Raw genomic sequence first — 18,509 nt, 5'->3', positions numbered from 1 at the left:
ATGGCCATGCCCCTGCCGACGCGCACTCCCGAGCTTCACCCCGTAGCCGACCGTCCCCGACGGATCCTGATCTCCACCGACACGTATCCCCCCGACGTGAACGGCACCGCGGTCTTCACCTACCGCCTGGCCACCGGCCTGGCGGAGCGCGGCAACGAGGTCCACGTGATCTGCCAGTCGGACGAGGGCCCGGCCAAGGCGGACGTGGTCGACGGGGTCATCGTGCACCGGCTCCGCTCGGCGCCGCTGCTGGTCCACCCCACCATGCGGGTGACGGTCCCGACCCGGCTCGACCGGCTCGTCGAGGCCATCGACCCGGACGTGCTGCACTCCCAGGGCCACTTCGTGGTCGGCCGGGCGGCCATCAACGCCGCCCGCCGCCGCGGGGTGCCGGTCGTGGCGACCAACCACTTCATGCCCGACAACCTCTTCCAGTTCGGGCACGTGCCCGCGCGGCTGCGGGCCAAGGCCGGGCAGCTGGCCTGGCGTGACTTCCGCCGCATCTTCAACCGCGCCCAGCGGGTCACCACGCCCACGCCGCTGGCCGCCAAGCTGCTGGCCGACCAGGGCTTCGCCGGCGAGGTCGAGCCGGTCTCGTGCGGCATCGACCTGACCCGCTTCCACCCGCACACCGAGCCCAAGCAGTGGGCGCGCAAGATGTTCGGGCTGCCCGACCGCAACACCGTGCTGTTCGTGGGCCGCCTCGACGAGGAGAAGCGGCTCGACGACCTCGTGCGGGCGCTGCCGTACGTGCTGAACGAGACCGACGCGCAGCTCGCCTTCGTCGGCCGCGGCAACCAGCGCGAGGTGCTGGAGCAGCTGGCCAAGCGGATCGGGGTGGCCGACCGGGTGTTCATGCTCGGGTTCGTGCCCGACGAGCAGATGCCGCAGGCCTTCGCCGCCGCCGACGCCTTCGCCATGCCGAGCATCGCCGAACTGCAGAGCATCGCGACGCTGGAGGCCATGGCCAGCGGGCTGCCCGTGGTCGTCGCCGACGCGATGGCGCTGCCGCACCTCGTCGACGAGAACGGCTTCCTGTTCCCGCCCCGCGACGTCATCACGCTCGCCAAGCACCTGACGACGCTGCTCACCGACGACGCGCTGCGCGAGCGCATGGGCAAGGCCAGCCGCGAGCTCGCCCTCACCCACGACCACCAGAACTCCCTGGCCCGGTTCGAGCAGATCTATGATGATGTGGCGCGATGATCTGGGGTGCCGTCGCCGGTGCGCTGGTCGCTGTGTTCTCGCTGGGCTACGCCCAGCTCGCGCTGCCCGAGCAGCCTCTCCTCAGTGACTACGCGCTGGTCTCCGGCGGGCTGGTGCCGGTCGTGGCCGGCATGCTCGGGCTCGCCGCCACCTGCGTCTTCCTGGCGTACGGCCTCGCGGTACGTGAGCCCGCGCGCACCGCGGCCACCCGGGTCCTCCTGCTGGCCGGCGCCGCCGGCCTCATGCTCAGCGCCGTCTTCCCCACCGACCCCGCCGGGGTCGCGGTCAAGTCGATGGCCGGGGAGATCCACCGCTGGTCCGCGGCCGTCGTCTTCACCACGCTGCCGGTGGCCGGCTGGATGCTGGCCCGCGCCCGCGGCGCGCTGCCCCGCTGGAACGCGGTGCGGGCCCTGGCGGTGACCTCGGCGATCACGCTGGTGGTCTACCTGGCGACGCATCCCGCCTCGTTCCTGTCCCCGCTGATCAACGGCGGCGCCTACTACGGGCTGCTGGAGCGGGCGCTCGTCCTGGCCGAGATCGCGCTCCTGGTCATGATGGCCATCGCCGCGCTCCGGGAACACCGCCACCCGTCCACCGCCGCCATCCCCACACCGGACGCCGTCCCGGGCACCGCGCCCGACAACGCCTCCGACCCGGTGCCGGGAACCGGGCGTACGGAACACCTGGCCGCCTAGCGCAAATACCCCCTTGACCACGGGGAGGCGACTGCCTCTCCCCCTGGTCATGGGGGTGTTTGTCCTCCGGGACCCTTCGACGGGCGTCGAAGCGAATCGGACCTAGGCTCGGAACATGCTCATCACCCGATACGCGCAGGCCACGGCCGTACTGGAAGACAGCGGCGTCGTGCCGCCCCCGGTCCCGCAGGACGGCGCGCCCGGCACGCTCGCGTGGCTGCGGGCGCAGGTGTCGCGCTTCGCCTCCGGCCCCGTGCACGCGGAGCGCCGCCGGGCCGTCGTCGAGTTGCTGGCCGCGTTCGATCCGGCCGAGCTGCAGGTGCGGGCCAGGGCGCTCGCCGGCGTACCGGCCGACGAGGTGGCGGCCAGGAGTTTCGGGGTCGGCCAGGTAGCGGCGGTGGCCGCGGCCGCGAGCGGCTACCTCAGCGGGGAGACGAGCCCCGAGGCCGATGCCGCGGTCCGGGAGCTGCTGCCGCTCGGCATTCCGATGATCACCGTGCTGCTGCAGGCGCACGCCTCCACCGCCGCCCTCATCGCGAACGCGCTTGCCCACGACGACGGCGTCACGCCGGTCGAGGACCTGCTGCACGAGACGCTCCGCCACGACCCGCCGCTGAAGCTCACCCGCCGGGCCGGAGTGGAGATCGACCTGGTGGCCGTCAACCGCGACCCCGACGTCTTCCCCGACCCCGACCGCTTCGACCCGTCCCGCGGGCGCACCCCGCACCTCACGTTCGGCCACGGCGTCCGCCCCTGCCCGGCCGCCGGCCACGCCCTGGCCATCGCCGCCGGCTACCTCGAAGGGAAGCGCTCATGACAGCGAACGAAACGGCGGGCGAGGTGTTCGGGCGCCTGCACGTGCCGGGACAGCCGTTGCTGCTGCCGAACGCCTGGGACTACGGGTCGGCGTCCGCGCTGGCCGCGGAGGGGTACCCGGCGATCGGAACGACGAGCCTGGGCGTCGCGGCGGTGCACGGCAAGCCGGACGCCGCCGGGGCCACGAAGCACGAGACGATCGCGCTGGCCAAGGCCATGGCCGGGCTCGGCGTGCTGGTGACCGTGGACATCGAGGGCGGGTTCAGCGACGACCCCGCCGAGGTGGCCGCGCTGGTCGCGGAGCTGGGACGGGCCGGGGTGGCGGGCGTCAACCTGGAGGACGGACGGCCCGACGGCACGCTCAGGGACACCGCGCACCACCAGGAGATCATCGAGGCGGCACTCGGCCACGGCGTGTTCGTCAACGCCCGTACCGACGCGCACTGGCTCAGGACCGGCGACGACGCCATCGAGCGGGTCGAGGCGTACGAGCGGGCCGACGGTGTCTTCGTCCCCGGGCTGACGGACCCGGCGCGGATCGCGGAGATCGTCAGGAGCACGAGCCGGCCGGTCAACGTGCTCTACGGTCCGCCGGTGGAGGCGCTGGCCGAGGCGGGGGTGGCGCGGGTCAGCACGGGTTCGCTGCTGTACCGGGCGTCGTTGCGCGGGATGCTGGCCGTACTGGGAGATGAGGGGCGGGCGATGCCGACCTACGAGCAGATCGCCGCGATGCTCCCGCGACCCCGATAATCGAGGCATGCGCTTCGAGATCCTTGGCCCGACCAAGGTCCAGGCCGAGGACGGGCGGGAGGTCGTGCTCGGCGGCCCGCGGGTGCGGGCGCTGCTCGTCCTCCTCGCGTTGCGGGCCGGGCGCATCGTCCCCGCGGAGCAGCTCGTCGACGACCTGTACGGCGCCAGCCCCCCGGAAGGCATCTCCAACGCCCTGCAGTCGCAGGTGTCGCGGCTGCGCAGGGCGCTGGGCAAGGACCTGGTGGAGTTCCATCCGGCCGGGTACCGCCTGGCGGCCGACCCGTCGCAGGTGGACGCGCACCGGTTCGAGAAGCTGGCCGCCGACGGCAGGCAGGCGCTCGGCTCGGGTGACGCCCGCGCCGCCGCCGCCGTGCTCCGCGAGGCCCTTGACCTGTGGCACGGAGCTCCGCTGAGCGACGCCCCGCTGGCGGAGGCGGCCGCGACCCGGCTGGAGGAGCTGCGCCTGGCGGCCGTGGAGGACCGCGTCCAGGCCGATCTGGCGCTCGGCCGCCACCGCGACCTGGTCGCCGAGCTGCGCCAGCTCATCTCCGCCCACCCGCTGCGCGAACGGCTGCGCGCCCAGCTCATGCGCGCCCTGTACGGCAGCGGCCGCCAGGCCGAGGCGCTGACCGCCTACGAGGAGGGCCGCCGCATCCTCGACGAGGAACTCGGCGTGGAGCCGGGCGCAGAGATGACCGCGGCGCACCTGGCGGTCCTGCGCGCCGACCCGGCCCTGGGCGGCGCGGCGGAGGGCGTGACCAGGCTCGGCCTGCGCTCGCAACTCACGAGCTTCGTCGGCCGGGCCGCCGACCTGGAGCGGCTGGGCACTCTGCTCGACTCGGCCAGGCTGGTGACGCTGATCGGCCCCGGCGGCGCGGGCAAGACGCGGCTGGCCACCGAGGCGGCCGAGCGTATCCCCGGCGACGTCTGCTTCGTGGAGCTGGCCCCGGTGGCCGACGCCACCGGCCTGGTGCACGCGGTGCTGGCGGCGCTGGGCATCAGGGACGCGCCGGTCGCCGGGCCCGGCCGCCCCGCGCCGGCGCCCCGCGAGCGGCTGGTGGCGGCGCTGGCCGACAGGAAGCTGCTGCTCGTCCTGGACAACTGCGAGCACCTGGTGGCCGCCGCGGCCGAGCTGGCCGACGAGCTGCTGGCCGTCTGCCCCGCGCTGCGGGTGCTGGCCACGAGCCGGGAGGCGCTCGCGATCACCGGCGAGTCGCTCCTGCCCGTGCCGCCGCTGCGCCTGCCGCCGCCCGGGGTGCCGGACCCGCTGGACTATCCGGCGGTGCGGTTGTTCGCCGATCGGGCGGCGGCCGTACGCCAGGACTTCGCCGTGGAGGGAGCGGACCTGGAGCTGATCGTGGGGATCTGCCGGGCGCTCGACGGCCTGCCGCTGGCCATCGAGCTGGCCGCGGCCCGGCTGCGCACGCTGACGCTGGCCGACGTGGCGGAACGGCTCGGCGACCGCTTCCGGCTGCTGACCCGCGGCAGCCGTACCGCGTTGCCCAGGCACCAGACGCTGCGCGCGGTCGTCGACTGGAGCTGGGACCTGCTCGACGCCGGCGAGCAGCGGCTGGCGCGCAGGCTGACGGTGTTCGTGGGCGGCGGCCGGGTGGAGGCGGCGGAGCGGGTGTCCGGCGGCGGCCCCGGCACCGAGGACGTGCTGACCTCGCTGGCGGAGAAGTCGCTGGTCGAGCTGGTCGGCGGCCGCTTCCGCATGCTGGAGACGATCCGCGCCTACGGCGCCGAGCGGCTGGCCGAGGCGGACGAGGTGGACGCCACGCTGGCCGCGCACGCCGCCTACTGCCTGGAGCTGGCGACCGAGGCCGACGCCCGGCTGCGTACACGCGACCAGTTGCCGTGGCTGGCGCGCCTGGACGAGGAGAGCGACGACCTGCACGCGGCGATCCGCTGGGCGGGCGAGACGGGACAGATCGAGCTGGCGCTGCGGCTGGTCTCCCGGATGGCCTGCTACTGGTGGATGCGCGGGCACCGGGTGGTCAGCGCGCAGCTCGCCAACCTGGTGCTCGGCGAGATGGGCGAGAGGCCGCCCGAGGGGCTGGCGGAGGAGTACGCGACGTGTGTGCTGACCGCCTCGGCCGACGGCCGCGCCTCCGCCGACCTGGCGCGCCGCCGCGAACTGCTCGCGGCCGGGATGGGCGAGTACCGGCTGCCGTTCCGGCTGGAGTTCCTGACCATGCTGATGCCGCTGTTCACCGGGCCGCCGGCGGGCTACCGGCCGGCGGACGTGGCGCCGCCGCCCGGGATGCCGCTCTCGCCGTGGACGCGGGCGCTGACGTCGCTGGGCACCGCCTTCGTCCACCACGCCTACGACCAGCTGGACGAGGCCGCGGAGCGGTTCGAGCTGGCGCTGGCGGACTTCACCGCCATCGGCGAACGCTGGGGCTGCATGCTGGCGTTGGGCGGGCTCCAGGACCTGCGCTTCGAACGCCGCGACTACGCGGGCGCGATCGCGCTGGCCGACCGGGCGATGGCGCTGTCGCAGGAGCTGGGCGCGAGCGCCGACGCCGCCGAGAACCTGTGCCGCCGCACCGACAGCGTCCTGTGCCTCGGCGATCTGGACGAGGCGCAGGCGGGCTACCTGCGCGCCGCCGAGCAGGCCCGCAGGATCGGCGCGCCGGACACGCTGGCGTGGGCGCACTTCGGGCTGGGCGAGGTGGCCGCGCGGCGCGGGCGGACCGCGGAGGCCCGCGCCTACCTGGAGCAGGCGCTGGCCGAGTGCCCTGAAGGCTGGTACGCCGTCGTGGACACGCGGGCCCGCATCCACCTCGCGCTGGGCCGGCTCGACCTGGCCGCCGGCGACACGGACGCGGCGTGGGACCGCTTCACCGCCGCGCTGGGCGAGGCGCAGCGCACGTTCAAGCAACTGTCACGGCCGGCGATCGACGGCCTGGCGGCGACCGCCGAGGCGCGCGGCGACGGCGAGACCGCGAAGCTGCTGCGCACGCTCACGCCGCGCGAGGCGCTGGAGCTCGCGGAGAAACCGTCAGCCACCGGTCAGTGACCGGTCAGCGCCGCCGCCCACTGTGAGCGGCATGCGCACCAAATGGGCCTGCCTGGCGATCGCCTGCCTCGCCACGCTCCTCCTCTCCCTCGACCTGACCGTCCTCCACCTCGCCTTGCCGAGGCTGGTCGCCGACCTCGGCGCCTCCTCGACGCAGTTGCTGTGGATCGGCGACATGTACGGCTTCGCGCTCGCCGGCCTGCTCATCGCCATGGGCAACCTCGGCGACCGGATCGGACGCAAGCGGCTGCTCCTCATCGGCGCCGTCGCGTTCAGCGCCGCCTCCGTCGTCACCGCGTACGCCCCCAGCGCCGAACTGCTCATCGCGGCCAGGGCCCTGCTCGGCGTCGCGGCGGCCACGATCATGCCGTCCACCCTGTCGATCATCCGCAACGTCTTCACCGAGCCCGGCGAGCGCACCACCGCGATCGGCATCTGGAGCTCGATGAGCGCGGCCGGGTTCGCCATCGGGCCGGTCGTGGGCGGCGTCCTGCTCGACCACTTCTGGTGGGGATCGGTCTTCCTGATCAACCTGCCGATCATGGCCGTTGTCCTCGTCGGCGGCTACCTCGTGCTGCCGGAGTCACGCAATCCGGACGCGGGCCGGATCGACGCGCTGAGCGTCGTGCTGTCCTTCGCCGGCGTGGTCGCCGTCATCTACGCGGTGAAGGAGGCCGCGCACAACGGCCTCGGCGCCCCTGACGTCCTCGCGGCCGGCGTGCTCGGGGCGGCGGCGCTCGTGGTGTTCGCACGGCGCCAGACGCGGCTGGCCCATCCGCTCATCGACGTGCGGCTGTTCGCCAAGCGCGCCTTCAGCGCCTCCATCGGCACGAACCTGCTGGCCATCTTCACGATGATGGCGATGTCGCTCATGTTCGCGTGGTACCTGCAGCTCGTCGTCGGCTGGTCGCCGCTCCAGGCGGGCCTGGCCGGTCTGCCCGGCGGCCTGTCCGGCGCCGTCGGCGGCATCGTGGCCGCGCCGCTCATCCGGGTCTTGGGCCGCAACGGCGTGGTCGCGCTCGGGCTGGCCATGAACGCCGTGTCCTTCGCCTGGTACGCCACGCTCGGCACCGAACTGAACTACTTCTACCTGCTGGTCCCCATGGTCATCGGCGGCATCGGGATCGGGCTCACGTTCACCGTGAACAACGACAACGTGCTGGCCACCGCGCCCAAGCAGCGCGCCGGGGCCGCGGCGGCCATCTCCGAGACGGCCTTCGAGCTCGGCGGCGCGCTCGGCATCGCCGTTCTCGGCACGGTCCTGACCAGCACCTACCGCGCCAACATGACCTATCCGGACCCGGCAGCCCGCGAGTCGATCACCGACGCGATCAACCTGGCGAGCACGTTGCCCGCCGAGCGGGCCGGCGAGCTGATCAGCGCGGCGGAGCGCGCGTTCGTGGCCGGGATGCAGACGACCTCGGTGGTCACCGCCGCCATCCTGGTGGTCGTCGCGGGGCTCGCGCTGGCCGGGCTGCGCGGGGTGCCCAAGGTCATCACCGACGCTGAAGAACCTGCCCACCGGTGAGCGCGGGCTCCGGATGGGGGCGGAGGCTGCGCAGCCGTACCAGGACCAGGAGGGCGGCCAGGCCCGTGGTCAGGGGCGGCACCACGAAGGCGAGGGCGGGGCCGGCCTGGTCGACGAGCTGACCGGCCACCGAGGCGCCGGTCGCGATGCCGAGGCCGATGGCGCCGTTGAGCCAGGTGAACGACTCGGTACGCACGTCCGCCGGGACCAGGTCGTCGATGATCGTGTAGCCGGTGATCACCACGGGGGCGATCGCCAGGCCGGCGAGGGCGGCGGCGCCGTACGTCATGGGGATGGAGCCCGCGAACGTCAGCGCGGTGGTCGCGACGGCCAGCAGCGCCAGGCCGACCACCAGCCGGGCGCGCGCGGCGACCTTCCAGCGGACGGCGCCGTAGAGCAGCCCGCCCATCACGCTCGCGGCGGAGAACGTCCCGTAGATCGGCCCGGCCAGCGCGGGCTCGCCCAGCGCGGCCGTCAGCGACGTGATGCCGACCTGCAGCGAGCCGAAGACGGAACCCATCGCGAGAAAGGCGAGCGCCAGCGGCGCGACGCCGCGCAGCCGCAGCACCCCGCCGGTGGCCCGCACCCGGACCGGCATCGGCTCCGGCAGCGCGGTCCGCACGCTCGCGAACACGACGGTCCCGGCCACGATCAGCACCAGCGCGCCGAGCAGCGCCACGACCGGCGAGAACCCCGTGGACAGCCCCACCAGCAGGACGGGGGCGAGCGTGAAGGTCAGCTCATCGGTGATCGACTCGACCGCGAAGGCCGTGTTCAGCTTCCCCGAACCACCCAGCCGGTGCGCCCAGCGCGCCCTGACCATGGCCCCCACCTGCGGCACCGACGCTCCCGCCAGCGCCGCGGTGAGCACGAGGAACGGCACCGCCGCCTGCGCGGAAGCCAGCGCGAGCAGCGCCCCGAGCGCCAGCCCGTGGACGGCGATCTGCGGCAGCAGCACCCTGCGCTGGCCGTAGCGGTCGGCGAGCCGGCCGGTCTGCGGCCCCACCAGCGCCTGCGACACCGCGGCGGCCGCGGCGGCCATCCCGGCGGCGCCGTAGGAGCCGGTGGACCACTGCACGAGCAGCAGCACACCCATCTGCAGCATCGCGTACGGCAGGCGAGCCACCAGCGCGGGCACCAGGAACCGCCAGGCGCCGGGGGTGGCCAGCACGTTCAGGTAGGACCTCATCTGGTCTCCGTCCAGGTCATGACGGAGCCTCCCGGGAGCGCACCGTCGTGGTGGGCTTCGACCGGGGTGATACCGACGTGGTTCAGTCGGCCGCCGAGCGGTCTAACAGTGACCTATAACGCCGGTTGGTCCCCCTTTATTGCCCCTCGACGGGTGCCCTTGGACACACCCACAACGCCCTCTCACGCCGTCGCCGGGAACTGCCTGGTTGTCACGCGATGGCCGGGACGGCGGGGCAGGTGCGGGTGAGGCGGGGTGACAGGGCGTCGAGGCGCCGGCCGATCAGCCTCGCGAGCCCCTCGATGGCCTGGATGCCCCGGCCCTCGCCCGGCTGCAGGTCCGTCTGCACGGCCAGCAACAGGTCACGTCCGGGCCCATGGATCCGGCCGTAGCTGGTGACCGCCCAGGTGTTGTGCACGAAGGGCCGGGGAGTCCACCCGTTCTTCAACGCCACCCGGTCCCCGGGCCGCGCGGCGGCGCTGACCCCCCAGGCCTGGTCGGCCTGCACCCGGCTCATCAGTCCGAGGATGTGCGCCCGATGGGCGGCCGACAGTCCCGCACCCCCCTTGACCAGCAGCCGCAGCAGCCGGATGCGGTCGGCCGGGCTGGTGTTGGTCCCGCCCCAGTACCGGCTGGGGCCCGGGGTGGTCTCCCGCAGCCCCATCCGCCGGTAGAAGTTCCCCATCCCGTATCCCGCGCCGACCCGCCACCACAGCGCGTCGGCGGCGTGGTTGTCGCTCTCCCGGATCATCCGGGCCGCCAGATCGCTCTCCGCGGAGCTGAGCCGCCCCCGCCGCAGCATCAGCGCGGTCAGGATGTCCACCTTGCTGCCACTGGCGGTGATCATGCCGCTCTCGTGCTCCCGGTACGACAGCCGCAGCCCGCTGACCAGCTCGTGCGCGCTGTAGACGATCCGCCCAGGCTGCCGGGTCAGATACCGGTCGAGATCCCGCTGAAGCCGCCCTCGCGCCGCCACCCCACCCACCAGATCCGGATATTTCAGTACACAGGCGGGGTTGGCCACGTGCACATGCGGCGCGAACGGCACCACCGCACCCCCGCCGCCGCATCCCGCCACGCCCGCGACGACCCCGCCGACGAAAGCCCATCGCCACGCAGCACGCATGCCCGCCCCCCGGAACACGACCTCGCCCCGGGGGTGGCGATCTTCCCATTACAGGATGATCTCTGCCCACCACCTCAACAGGTCACACGCCCCGATATCCGGGAAAGGGCACCTACCACCCCAAATACCGGGCGGGCAGGGGCTTCGTCAGGCGGCGAGGTGTTCGCGGAGGAAGGCCGCCACCTCGGCCACCGCCTGTCCCACGTACGGCTCGCGGTCGTACAGGTCCACGTGCTCCTTGGCATCCAGCCAGACCAGCTTCTTGGGCTCGTCCAGCCGCCGGTAGACCTCCTCGGCCCCTTCGGGCGAGCAGAAGCGGTCGATCACCCCGTGCACGATCAGCGCCGGTTTCGGGGACAGGAAGTCGGCGCCCATCATGTTGTCCATGGTGATCAGCTCGCGGATGCTCGCCCTGGTCACCTCGTTCTTCCAGGAGGCGGCCGCCCCGCGGGAGGTCCCGTAGTAGGCGAAAGGCTCGTCGCCCGGCATCGCCGCCTCCCCGTCCGCGGAGACGGCGGGCACGTACTCGACCGCGCCACCGAGGTCCTGACGCTCCAGCACGCCGGTGAACCCGTCCAACGCGCCCTGGTAGTCCATCCCTGTCCGCATCGCGTACGGATTGTTGTACGCCCCCGCGACCCCGGCAAAAGCCTTAACCCTGGGATCAAAAGCAGCAAATTTCAGGGCATATCCGCCGCCAAGACAGATGCCCACCGCCGCGATCCGGTCCGGATCCACCTCCGGCCGCGACCGCAGCAACGACACCGCCGCCCGCAGGTCATGCAGCTTGCCCTGCACGTCCTCATGCCGCCGGGGCTCGCCTCCCGACTCCCCCCAGCACCGGTGGTCGAAGGCCAGCGTGACGAACCCCTCGGCGGCCAGCCGCTCGGCGTAAAGCCCGGTCACCTGCTCGCGCACCCCGGTGAAGGGGCCGGTCAGCACGACGGCCGGCCGTACCCCGGAGCCCGGGGGGACCCGCAGGTCGCCGGCCAGCACGATCCCGTCGGCGGAGAACTCCACTCTCATGCCCCAAGTCTGGGCGGCCGTGGGCCCGGGTGTCCACGGCCGCGCGCGGGACTCAGGAGTCGAAGCCCAGGCCCATCTTGTCGAGCGTGCGCAGCCACAGGTTGCGCTTGCCCTGGTGGAGGTCGGCGCGGGCGATCGACCACCGGGTGAACTGGATCACCCCCGACCGGACCGGCTCCGGCGGGAACGGGAACGGCTTCTCCTTGACCATCCGCAGCTCTGTCCGCTCGGTACGCTCGCCCGACAGCAGGTCGAGCATGACGTTCGCGCCGAAGCGGGTGGCGCCCACGCCCATGCCGGTGTAGCCGACGGCGTAGGCCAGCCGGCCGCCGTGGGCCTGGCCGAAGAAGGCGGAGAAGCGGCTGCAGGTGTCGATGACGCCGCCCCACCGGTGGGTGAAGCGCAGGCCCGACAGCTGCGGGAAGGTGTCGTAGAAGTGCCCGGCCAGCTTGACGAACGTCTCGTCGCGCTGGTCGTACTCGGGCTTGAGGTGGCCGCCGTTGTAGTACACGGCGTCGTAGCCGCCCCACAGGATGCGGTTGTCGTCGCTCAGCCGGTAGTAGTGGAACTGGTTGGCCGAGTCGCCGACGCCCTGCCGGTTCGCCCAGCCCACCGAGGCGAGCTGGCCGGGCGACATGGGCTCGGTCATGAGCGCGTAGTCGTAGACCGGTACGACGAAGTGCTTGAGCCGGCGCAGCAGCGGCGGGAAGACGCCGGTGCCGAGCGCGACCTTGGGCGCGGCGGCGCTGCCGTGCGGGGTGCGCAACGTGATGGTGACGCCGTCGTCGTCGAGGGCCCGGACCGGCGAGCGCTCGTAGATCCTGACGCCGAGCTTGAGGCAGGCCGCGCGCAGCCCGAAGGCCAGCTTGGCCGGGTCGAGCATGGCGCAGCCGCTGCGCTCCCACAGCCCGCCCAGGTAGGTGGGCGAGTCGACCTCGGCCCGTACCTGCTGCTGGTCCAGGGGCACGTAGTCGAGCCCGAGGTCGGAGATCAGGTCCAGGTGCTCGTTGAGGTCGTCCAGCTGCCACGGCTCGGTGGCCACGTGCAGTTCGCCGGTGCGTTCGAACGAGCAGTCGATGTCGTAGCGGCGCAGGGTCGCCTCGATCTCGTCGAGGTTCTCCACGCCCATGTTCTCGAGCCGCTCGATGTCCTCGGGCCAGCGCTCCAGCCCGTTGGCGAGCCCGTGTGTGAGGGTCGCCATGCAGAACCCGCCGTTGCGGCCGGTGGCCGCCCAGCCGATCCTGCGGCCTTCCAGCAGGACGACGTCCTGGGAGGGGTCGCGCTCCTTGGCCATCAGGGCGGTCCACAACCCCGAAAAGCCCCCGCCGACGACGACGAGGTCGGCGGTCGTCTGTCCGAAGAGCCGCGGTTGCGGCTCAGGTCTGGCCGGACTGTCCAGCCAGTACGGCTTGCGCTCCGCATCAGCAAGCGCCTTCAGCGGATCCACAAATCCCACTTCCCTACGAAGTTAGTGTGAAATACGAAATTGCGGGATCTTATGAGTGATCACGCACGGGTTCCCCCCGCCGAAATCCGATCTCGCCTCCCTGTTCTTTGTCGTCGTATGCCAAACCCCCCGCCGACCGGCGGGGGGAAGGTCGGATTTCTCAGGTACGGCGCCGCCGAGCCGAGACGAAGTTGGCCACGGCGATCAGCACACCGACACCGAAGATCAGCGTACCCATGACGTTAACCTGCGGCGGAATGCCGGTCTTCACCGACCCGACGATCCACAGCGGGAACGTGATGGTGGAGCCGTTGACGAAGCTCGTCACCACGTAGTCGTCGACCGACAGCGCGAAGGCCAGCATCGCCCCGGCCGCGACACCCGGCATGATCGCCGGCAGCGTCACCTGCCGGAAGGTGCCCCACGGCGTGGCGCCGAGGTCCCTGGCCGCCTCCTCCAGCGAGGGGTCGAGCGTGACCACCCTGGCCCGTACGGTCACCGTCACGAACGACAGCGAGAACAGCACGTGCGCGATGATGATCGTGACGGAGTCGCGCGGCATGTTCGCCGAGACGAACAGCGACAGCAGCGACGAGCCCATGACCAGCTCCGGCGTCGAGATCGCGACGAAGACCAGGAAGTTGGTGATGCCCTTGCCCCGGAACCGGAAGCGGCCGAGCGCGAGGCCCAGCATCGTGCCGATGACCGCCGTCACCAGAGTGCTGGCGACCGCGATCACCAGCGAGTTGATCAGGGCGGTGGACAGGTCGGAGATCGAGAAGAGCTCCTGGTACCAGCGCAGCGTGAAGCCCTGCCAGCTGGTGTTGGACTTGCTCTTCTTGTCGTTGAACCCGAAGAGGATCATCACGGCGATCGGCGCGGACAGCCAGACGATGATCAGCCAGGTGTAGGCGTGCAGGAGGCGGTCGCCCAGACGGTTCCTTCTCATCGGTTGGCCGCCGCTTCCAGAACGTTCTCCGTGCCCAGGGCCTTGGCGTAGATGAAGATGCCCACCAGCAGCACCGCCATCAGCGTGAACGACAGCGCCGACGCCGACGGGTAGGCCAGGTTCGTCAGGTACTCGGTCTGGATGACGTTGCCGATCATCGTGTTCGAGGTGCCGCCGAGGATCTGGGCGTTGACCGGGTCGGCCGTGGCGGGCACGAACGTCATCAGCACCCCGGCGAACACACCGGGCAGCGACAGCGGCAGCACCACCCTGCGGAAGGCGGCCAGGCGGGTCGCGTACAGGTCCTGGGCCGCCTCGATCACGCGCGGATCCACGCGCTCCAGCGCGACGTAGATCGGCAGGATCATGAACGGCAGCCAGTTGTACGTCAGCCCCGCCACCACCGAGAAGGTCGTGGCCAGCACGTGGAAACCGGCGGGCAGCAGCCCCCAGCCCTTCAGCGTGCCGAGCAGGATGCCGTCGTCGGCCAGCAGGAAGCCCCACGAGATCGTGCGCAGCACGAACGAGACGAAGAACGGCAGCAGGAGCAGGAACAGGTAGGTGGACTTGCGCGCACCGCCCTTGAAGGCGATGAAGTACGCCACCGGGTAGCCGATCACCAGCATCGCCACGGTGGCCATGGCCCCGTAGGCGAACGAGCGGGCCAGCTGGGTGCTGTAGCGGCTCAGGGCGTCGGTGTAGTTGGAGAAGGCGAAGGTCTGGACGAAGCCGTCGATGTTGTTGCCGGTGGTCGTCGAGACCGAGGCCATCGCCGCCAGCGGCACCACCAGGAAGATCCCTAGCCATAGCCAGCTCGGCAGTGCGAGCAGGTAGGGGGTAAGCCGGCCTTTCATGCCTAGGCCTGGGTGACGGTCTGGAAGATGCGGTTGAACACCTGCTCGGTCTTGGTGGTGAGCTGGGTGTAGCCGCGCAGCTTGGAGTAGTCACCCTCGGTCGGGAAGATCAGCGGGCTGTTGACCAGCGTCTCCAGATCCGTCTTCTCCTTGCCCTGCAGCGTCCCCACCTTCGCCTTGAGGATGTCGTGCGCCGCGGGGACCGGGGTGACGAACTGGATGAACTCCTCCAGCTCGGCGGCGATCTCCGGCTTGTAGAACCAGTCCATCAGCGTGATCGCGTCGATCGGGTTGGCCGCGCCCTTGGGAATGAGCATGTTGTCGGTCCAGATCGTGCCGCCCTCCCCCGGCACCACGAACTTGACCGGCTCACCCGCGAGCTGGCGCTGGAACACATCGCCCGACCAGGCCATCGTCAGCCACACGTCACCCTTGGAGACGGCGTCGATGTAGTCCTGGTCGTAGTACTTGCGCACCAGCCCGGCGTCGCGCTGCTCCTTGAGCTTGGCGCCGGCCTTCTCCCAGTCGGCCTGCGTCGACTTCTCCGGGTCGATGCCCAGCGCGAACATGCCGAAGTTGCCGATCTCCTGGGCGTCGCGCATCATCCCGACGCGGCCCTTGTACTTGGGATCGAACAACGCGTTGATGCTGGTGATGTCGTCCTTGATGTACTTGGTGTTGTACGCGATCCCCGTGATGCCCGAGGTGTAGGGCACGGTGTAGACGTTGCCCGGGTCGTAGGCGCGGTCCTTGTACTTGGCGCCCGCGTTGGCGTTGAAGTTCGGCAGCTTCGACTGGTCCAGCTGGACCACGTAGCCCAGCTCGATCATGTGCTGGAGCTGGATTCCGTTCGTCATGACCACGATGTCGTAGCCGAGAGACTGGCCCGCCCTGAGCACGGGGTCGACCTTGCCGAAGAAGGAGGCGTTCTCGTCGATGACCTCTTTGTACTCGTAAGAGATACCGGTCGCCTTCTTGAACTCCTCCAGCGGCTTCTTGTCCTCGGGCATGTACTCGGGCCAGTTGGCGAAGACGACCTTGCCGGTCTTCTTCTGCTTGGCCCAATACTCCTGGACCGCGTCCGGCTTGGCCGGGGCCTGCTTCTGACCCTGCACACCGCAGGCGGCCAGCATCAGTCCGGTGGCCGACAGCCCGGCGAGCCGCAACGCCTCACGCCGGGTGCGGGTCTGCGTCATCCCACGCAGAAGGGCGATCTTGTTCACGGGGTCCATGGCCTTCAACTTCCAATCACATATGAGTGCTGCGGCTGCCACGACAGCCAGACCGAGTCACCCCGCTCGGCCGTGGTAGTGGAGTCGTGCGCGTTCTGCTGGAATACCGTGACCTCGGCCCCGTCGGCGAGGGCCACGGCGTAACTGTTGTAGGTGCCGAGGTAGACCACTTCGGCGACCGTGCCCGGCACCGCGCTGACCTGGCCGTTCGGCTCAGCGGTGTCGATGGTGATCTTCTCCGGGCGTACGGTGACCGAAACGTCGCCGTCCTGGCCCGGAACCAGGACCCGGCCACCGCCGATGGGCAGCACGCCGGCGGCAGCCGTACCGGCGAGAAGGTTGGACGTGCCGATGAAGCCGGCGACGAACTGCGTCGCCGGGCGCTCATAGATCTCACGCGGGCCGGCGAGCTGTTCCACCAGGCCGTCGTTCATGACGGCGATGCGGTCGCTCATCGTCAGCGCCTCGTTCTGGTCGTGCGTGACGTAGACGAAGGTGATGCCGACCTCGCGCTGGATGCGCTTGAGTTCGATCTGCATGGCCTGGCGCAGCTTCAGGTCGAGGGCGCCGAGCGGTTCGTCGAGCAGGAGCGCGCGCGGGCGGTTGACCAATGCCCTGGCCAGCGCCACGCGCTGCTGCTGGCCGCCGGACATCTCCCTCGGGCGGCGCTTCTCGCGGCCGGTCAGGTCGACGATCTCCAGCATCTCGGTCACCCGCTGCCGGATCTCGGCCTGGGCGACGCCCTTCTGCTTGAGCCCGAAGGCCACGTTGTCCCACACGTTCATGTGCGGGAACAGCGCGTAGGACTGGAAGACCATGTTCACATCGCGCTTGTTGGGCGGGACGTTGGTGACGTCCTTCCCGAGCAGCTTGACCACGCCCTTCGAGGGCTCCTCGAAGCCCGCGATCATGCGCATGGTCGTGGTCTTGCCGCAACCGGAGGGGCCGAGGAGGGAGAAGAACTCCCCCTCGGCGATCTCCAGCGTGACGCCCTTCACAGCCTGGACGACCTCGCCGTGCGACTGGTATTCCTTGACGACGTCATCGAGCTGGATCGCGTGCATCTAGTCTCCGATGTAGTGCATGACGTGCTTGACGCGCGTGTAGTCGTGAAGACCGAAGACCGACAGGTCCTTGCCGTAGCCGGAGTGCTTGAAGCCGCCATGCGGCATCTCGCTCACGAACGGGATGTGCGTGTTGACCCACACCACGCCGAACTCGAGCCTGTTCGACATCCGCATCGCGCGGCCGTGGTCGGAGGTCCAGACGGAGCCCGACAGGCCGTAGCGCACGTCGTTGGCCTTGGCCAGCGCGTCCGCCTCGTCGGTGAACGTCTGGACCGTGATGACCGGGCCGAACACCTCGTTCTGCACCATCTCGTCGTCCTGCTTGAGGCCGTCGACGATGGTCGGAGCGAAGAAGTAGCCCTTGTCGCCCACGCGGTGGCCGCCGGTCAGGACCTTGGCGTGCGACGGGGCCCGCTCGATGAAGCCCTGGACCCTGGTCAGCTGGTTCTCGTTGTTCAGCGGGCCGTACAGGGCGTCCTCGTTGGACAGGTCGCCGGTGACCGTACCGGCGGCGGCCGCGGTGAGGGCGGACACGAACTCGTCGTGCACGCTCTCGTGGACCAGCACGCGGCAGGCGGCGGTGCAGTCCTGGCCGGCGTTGTAGAGCCCGGCGGTGGCGATGGACTCGGCGGCGGTCTTGAGGTCCTTGACGTCCTCGAAGACCACGACCGGGGCCTTGCCGCCCAGCTCCAGGTGAACCCGCTTGAGGTCGTCGGCGGCGGTCTTGGCGACCGCCATGCCCGCGCCGACCGAGCCGGTGATCGCCACCATGGCGGCGGTCGGGTGGCCCACGACCAGCGCGCCGGTCTCGCGGTCGCCGGTGACGACGTTGAAGACGCCGGGCGGCAGGACGCTGCCGATGATCTCGGCGAGTTTGACGGTGGACACGGGCGTCGTGTCCGACGGCTTGAGCACGATGGTGTTTCCGGCGGCCAGCGCCGGGGCGATCTTCCAGACCGCCATCATCATCGGGTAGTTCCAGGGCGTGACCTGGCCGATGACGCCGATCGGCTCGTGCCGGATGACGCTTGTGTGCTCGGCGAGGAACTCACCGGCCGTCGGGCCCTCAAGGGTCCTGGCCGCACCGGCGAAGAACCGGAAGTGGTCGGCCGCGACCGGAGTCTCGTCCTCGGCCATGCGGGCGCGGGGCTTGCCGGTGTTGAGGCACTCAGCCTCGTTGATCTCATCGGCCCTCGCCTCGATCGCCTCGGCGACCTTGAGCAGGAGATTGGCCCGCTCTCCCGGCGTGGTCTGACCCCACGACTCGAACGCGGCAGCCGCGGCGGCGTAGGCGGCATCGACATCCTCTGGACCGGAGATCGGAGCCTGAAGATAGGCTTCGCCGGTACAAGGATCGATGACATCGGAGAATCGGCCGCTCTTGGCGTCCACGAACTCATTGTTGATGAAGTTCTGCAGACGGCTGGTCAACGTGTGACCTCCTGGTGAACGTGGCTGAGATGCCGCGACTCTGACAGAGTAACCGCATCTAGACAAGGGATTCCGAAGCAAAGGATACCGAATTGCTACGAATTCGCTTGACAGGACGGGGAGAACTGACAGCATGTCGCACCAGGACGGCAAGCTAGCGGGAATGCGCCC

At 70.8% G+C, this 18,509-nt stretch carries 15 protein-coding genes; 6 read left to right on the top strand and 9 right to left on the bottom strand.

What is annotated here, in order from left to right; all coding sequences use genetic code 11:
- The 6 genes from ACIBI5_RS36975 to ACIBI5_RS36950 all read left to right on the top strand — a co-directional run bounded on the left by ACIBI5_RS36975 (window position 1) and on the right by ACIBI5_RS36950 (window position 8,017).
- Entirely contained in the window at window positions 1-1,206 is a 1,206-nt protein-coding gene (locus tag ACIBI5_RS36975; protein ID WP_397253675.1) for a glycosyltransferase, read from the top strand.
- Window positions 1,203-1,901, top strand: coding sequence for a DUF998 domain-containing protein (locus tag ACIBI5_RS36970; protein WP_397253673.1), 699 nt, complete (start codon window positions 1,203-1,205; stop codon window positions 1,899-1,901). Before ACIBI5_RS36975 ends, ACIBI5_RS36970 begins: the two co-directional genes overlap by 4 nt.
- A 115-nt stretch (window positions 1,902-2,016) precedes the next feature.
- Window positions 2,017-2,718, top strand: a complete 702-nt coding sequence (locus ACIBI5_RS36965; protein WP_397253671.1) for a hypothetical protein — start codon at window positions 2,017-2,019, stop codon at window positions 2,716-2,718.
- Complete coding sequence (locus tag ACIBI5_RS36960; protein WP_397253670.1) at window positions 2,715-3,467, top strand: isocitrate lyase/phosphoenolpyruvate mutase family protein; 753 nt, start codon at window positions 2,715-2,717, stop codon at window positions 3,465-3,467. The genes ACIBI5_RS36965 and ACIBI5_RS36960 overlap by 4 nt, the downstream gene beginning before the upstream one ends.
- Window positions 3,468-3,474: 7 nt before the next feature.
- The gene (locus ACIBI5_RS36955; protein ID WP_397253668.1) at window positions 3,475-6,489 is read left to right on the top strand and encodes a BTAD domain-containing putative transcriptional regulator; all 3,015 of its coding nucleotides are present in this window, start codon (window positions 3,475-3,477) and stop codon (window positions 6,487-6,489) included.
- Between the two features lie 31 nt (window positions 6,490-6,520).
- Window positions 6,521-8,017, top strand: coding sequence for a DHA2 family efflux MFS transporter permease subunit (locus ACIBI5_RS36950; RefSeq protein WP_397253666.1), 1,497 nt, complete (start codon window positions 6,521-6,523; stop codon window positions 8,015-8,017).
- Here ACIBI5_RS36950 and ACIBI5_RS36945 read toward each other — a convergent pair.
- The 9 genes from ACIBI5_RS36945 to ACIBI5_RS36905 form a co-directional block, all read right to left on the bottom strand.
- On the bottom strand, window positions 7,986-9,206 hold the full coding sequence (locus tag ACIBI5_RS36945; RefSeq protein ID WP_397253664.1) for an MFS transporter: 1,221 nt from the start codon (window positions 9,204-9,206) through the stop codon (window positions 7,986-7,988). The two genes, ACIBI5_RS36950 and ACIBI5_RS36945, sit on opposite strands and share 32 nt — an antisense overlap.
- Before the next feature lie 211 nt (window positions 9,207-9,417).
- Window positions 9,418-10,332 (bottom strand): serine hydrolase, encoded by a 915-nt coding sequence (locus ACIBI5_RS36940; protein WP_397253662.1) that lies wholly within the window; start codon window positions 10,330-10,332, stop codon window positions 9,418-9,420.
- A 147-nt stretch (window positions 10,333-10,479) separates the two neighbouring features.
- Complete coding sequence (locus tag ACIBI5_RS36935; protein WP_397253660.1) at window positions 10,480-11,358, bottom strand: alpha/beta hydrolase; 879 nt, start codon at window positions 11,356-11,358, stop codon at window positions 10,480-10,482.
- Between the two features lie 52 nt (window positions 11,359-11,410).
- Complete coding sequence (locus ACIBI5_RS36930) at window positions 11,411-12,805, bottom strand: NAD(P)/FAD-dependent oxidoreductase (RefSeq protein ID WP_397253658.1); 1,395 nt, start codon at window positions 12,803-12,805, stop codon at window positions 11,411-11,413.
- Between the two features lie 160 nt (window positions 12,806-12,965).
- Window positions 12,966-13,754, bottom strand: coding sequence for an ABC transporter permease (locus ACIBI5_RS36925; protein ID WP_397253656.1), 789 nt, complete (start codon window positions 13,752-13,754; stop codon window positions 12,966-12,968).
- On the bottom strand, window positions 13,751-14,608 hold the full coding sequence (locus ACIBI5_RS36920) for an ABC transporter permease (RefSeq protein WP_184965500.1): 858 nt from the start codon (window positions 14,606-14,608) through the stop codon (window positions 13,751-13,753). The genes ACIBI5_RS36925 and ACIBI5_RS36920 overlap by 4 nt, the downstream gene beginning before the upstream one ends.
- A 2-nt stretch (window positions 14,609-14,610) precedes the next feature.
- The gene (locus ACIBI5_RS36915; RefSeq protein WP_397253653.1) at window positions 14,611-15,840 is read right to left on the bottom strand and encodes a PotD/PotF family extracellular solute-binding protein; all 1,230 of its coding nucleotides are present in this window, start codon (window positions 15,838-15,840) and stop codon (window positions 14,611-14,613) included.
- A gap of 5 nt (window positions 15,841-15,845) precedes the next feature.
- The gene (locus ACIBI5_RS36910; protein WP_397253651.1) at window positions 15,846-16,904 is read right to left on the bottom strand and encodes an ABC transporter ATP-binding protein; all 1,059 of its coding nucleotides are present in this window, start codon (window positions 16,902-16,904) and stop codon (window positions 15,846-15,848) included.
- Complete coding sequence (locus ACIBI5_RS36905) at window positions 16,905-18,338, bottom strand: gamma-aminobutyraldehyde dehydrogenase (RefSeq protein ID WP_397253649.1); 1,434 nt, start codon at window positions 18,336-18,338, stop codon at window positions 16,905-16,907.
- Window positions 18,339-18,509: the final 171 nt, after the last annotated feature.

Source organism: Nonomuraea sp. NPDC050540 (assembly GCF_044457485.1).
Taxonomy (GTDB): Bacteria; Actinomycetota; Actinomycetes; order Streptosporangiales; family Streptosporangiaceae; genus Nonomuraea.
This window is presented reverse-complemented; position numbering and strand designations above follow the sequence as displayed.

What these genes read in the sequence shown, in the direction of transcription:
- ACIBI5_RS36945 (WP_397253664.1), bottom strand. Translation starts at nt 9,206, where the DNA reads ATGAGGTCCTACCTGAACGTGCTGGCCACCCCCGGCGCCTGGCGGTTC.
- ACIBI5_RS36965 (WP_397253671.1), top strand. Translation starts at nt 2,017, where the DNA reads ATGCTCATCACCCGATACGCGCAGGCCACGGCCGTACTGGAAGACAGC.
- ACIBI5_RS36955 (WP_397253668.1), top strand. Translation starts at nt 3,475, where the DNA reads ATGCGCTTCGAGATCCTTGGCCCGACCAAGGTCCAGGCCGAGGACGGG.
- ACIBI5_RS36940 (WP_397253662.1), bottom strand. Translation starts at nt 10,332, where the DNA reads ATGCGTGCTGCGTGGCGATGGGCTTTCGTCGGCGGGGTCGTCGCGGGC.
- ACIBI5_RS36970 (WP_397253673.1), top strand. Translation starts at nt 1,203, where the DNA reads ATGATCTGGGGTGCCGTCGCCGGTGCGCTGGTCGCTGTGTTCTCGCTG.
- ACIBI5_RS36925 (WP_397253656.1), bottom strand. Translation starts at nt 13,754, where the DNA reads ATGAGAAGGAACCGTCTGGGCGACCGCCTCCTGCACGCCTACACCTGG.
- ACIBI5_RS36960 (WP_397253670.1), top strand. Translation starts at nt 2,715, where the DNA reads ATGACAGCGAACGAAACGGCGGGCGAGGTGTTCGGGCGCCTGCACGTG.
- ACIBI5_RS36935 (WP_397253660.1), bottom strand. Translation starts at nt 11,358, where the DNA reads ATGAGAGTGGAGTTCTCCGCCGACGGGATCGTGCTGGCCGGCGACCTG.
- ACIBI5_RS36950 (WP_397253666.1), top strand. Translation starts at nt 6,521, where the DNA reads ATGCGCACCAAATGGGCCTGCCTGGCGATCGCCTGCCTCGCCACGCTC.
- ACIBI5_RS36915 (WP_397253653.1), bottom strand. Translation starts at nt 15,840, where the DNA reads ATGGACCCCGTGAACAAGATCGCCCTTCTGCGTGGGATGACGCAGACC.
- ACIBI5_RS36920 (WP_184965500.1), bottom strand. Translation starts at nt 14,608, where the DNA reads ATGAAAGGCCGGCTTACCCCCTACCTGCTCGCACTGCCGAGCTGGCTA.
- ACIBI5_RS36975 (WP_397253675.1), top strand. Translation starts at nt 1, where the DNA reads ATGGCCATGCCCCTGCCGACGCGCACTCCCGAGCTTCACCCCGTAGCC.
- ACIBI5_RS36910 (WP_397253651.1), bottom strand. Translation starts at nt 16,904, where the DNA reads ATGCACGCGATCCAGCTCGATGACGTCGTCAAGGAATACCAGTCGCAC.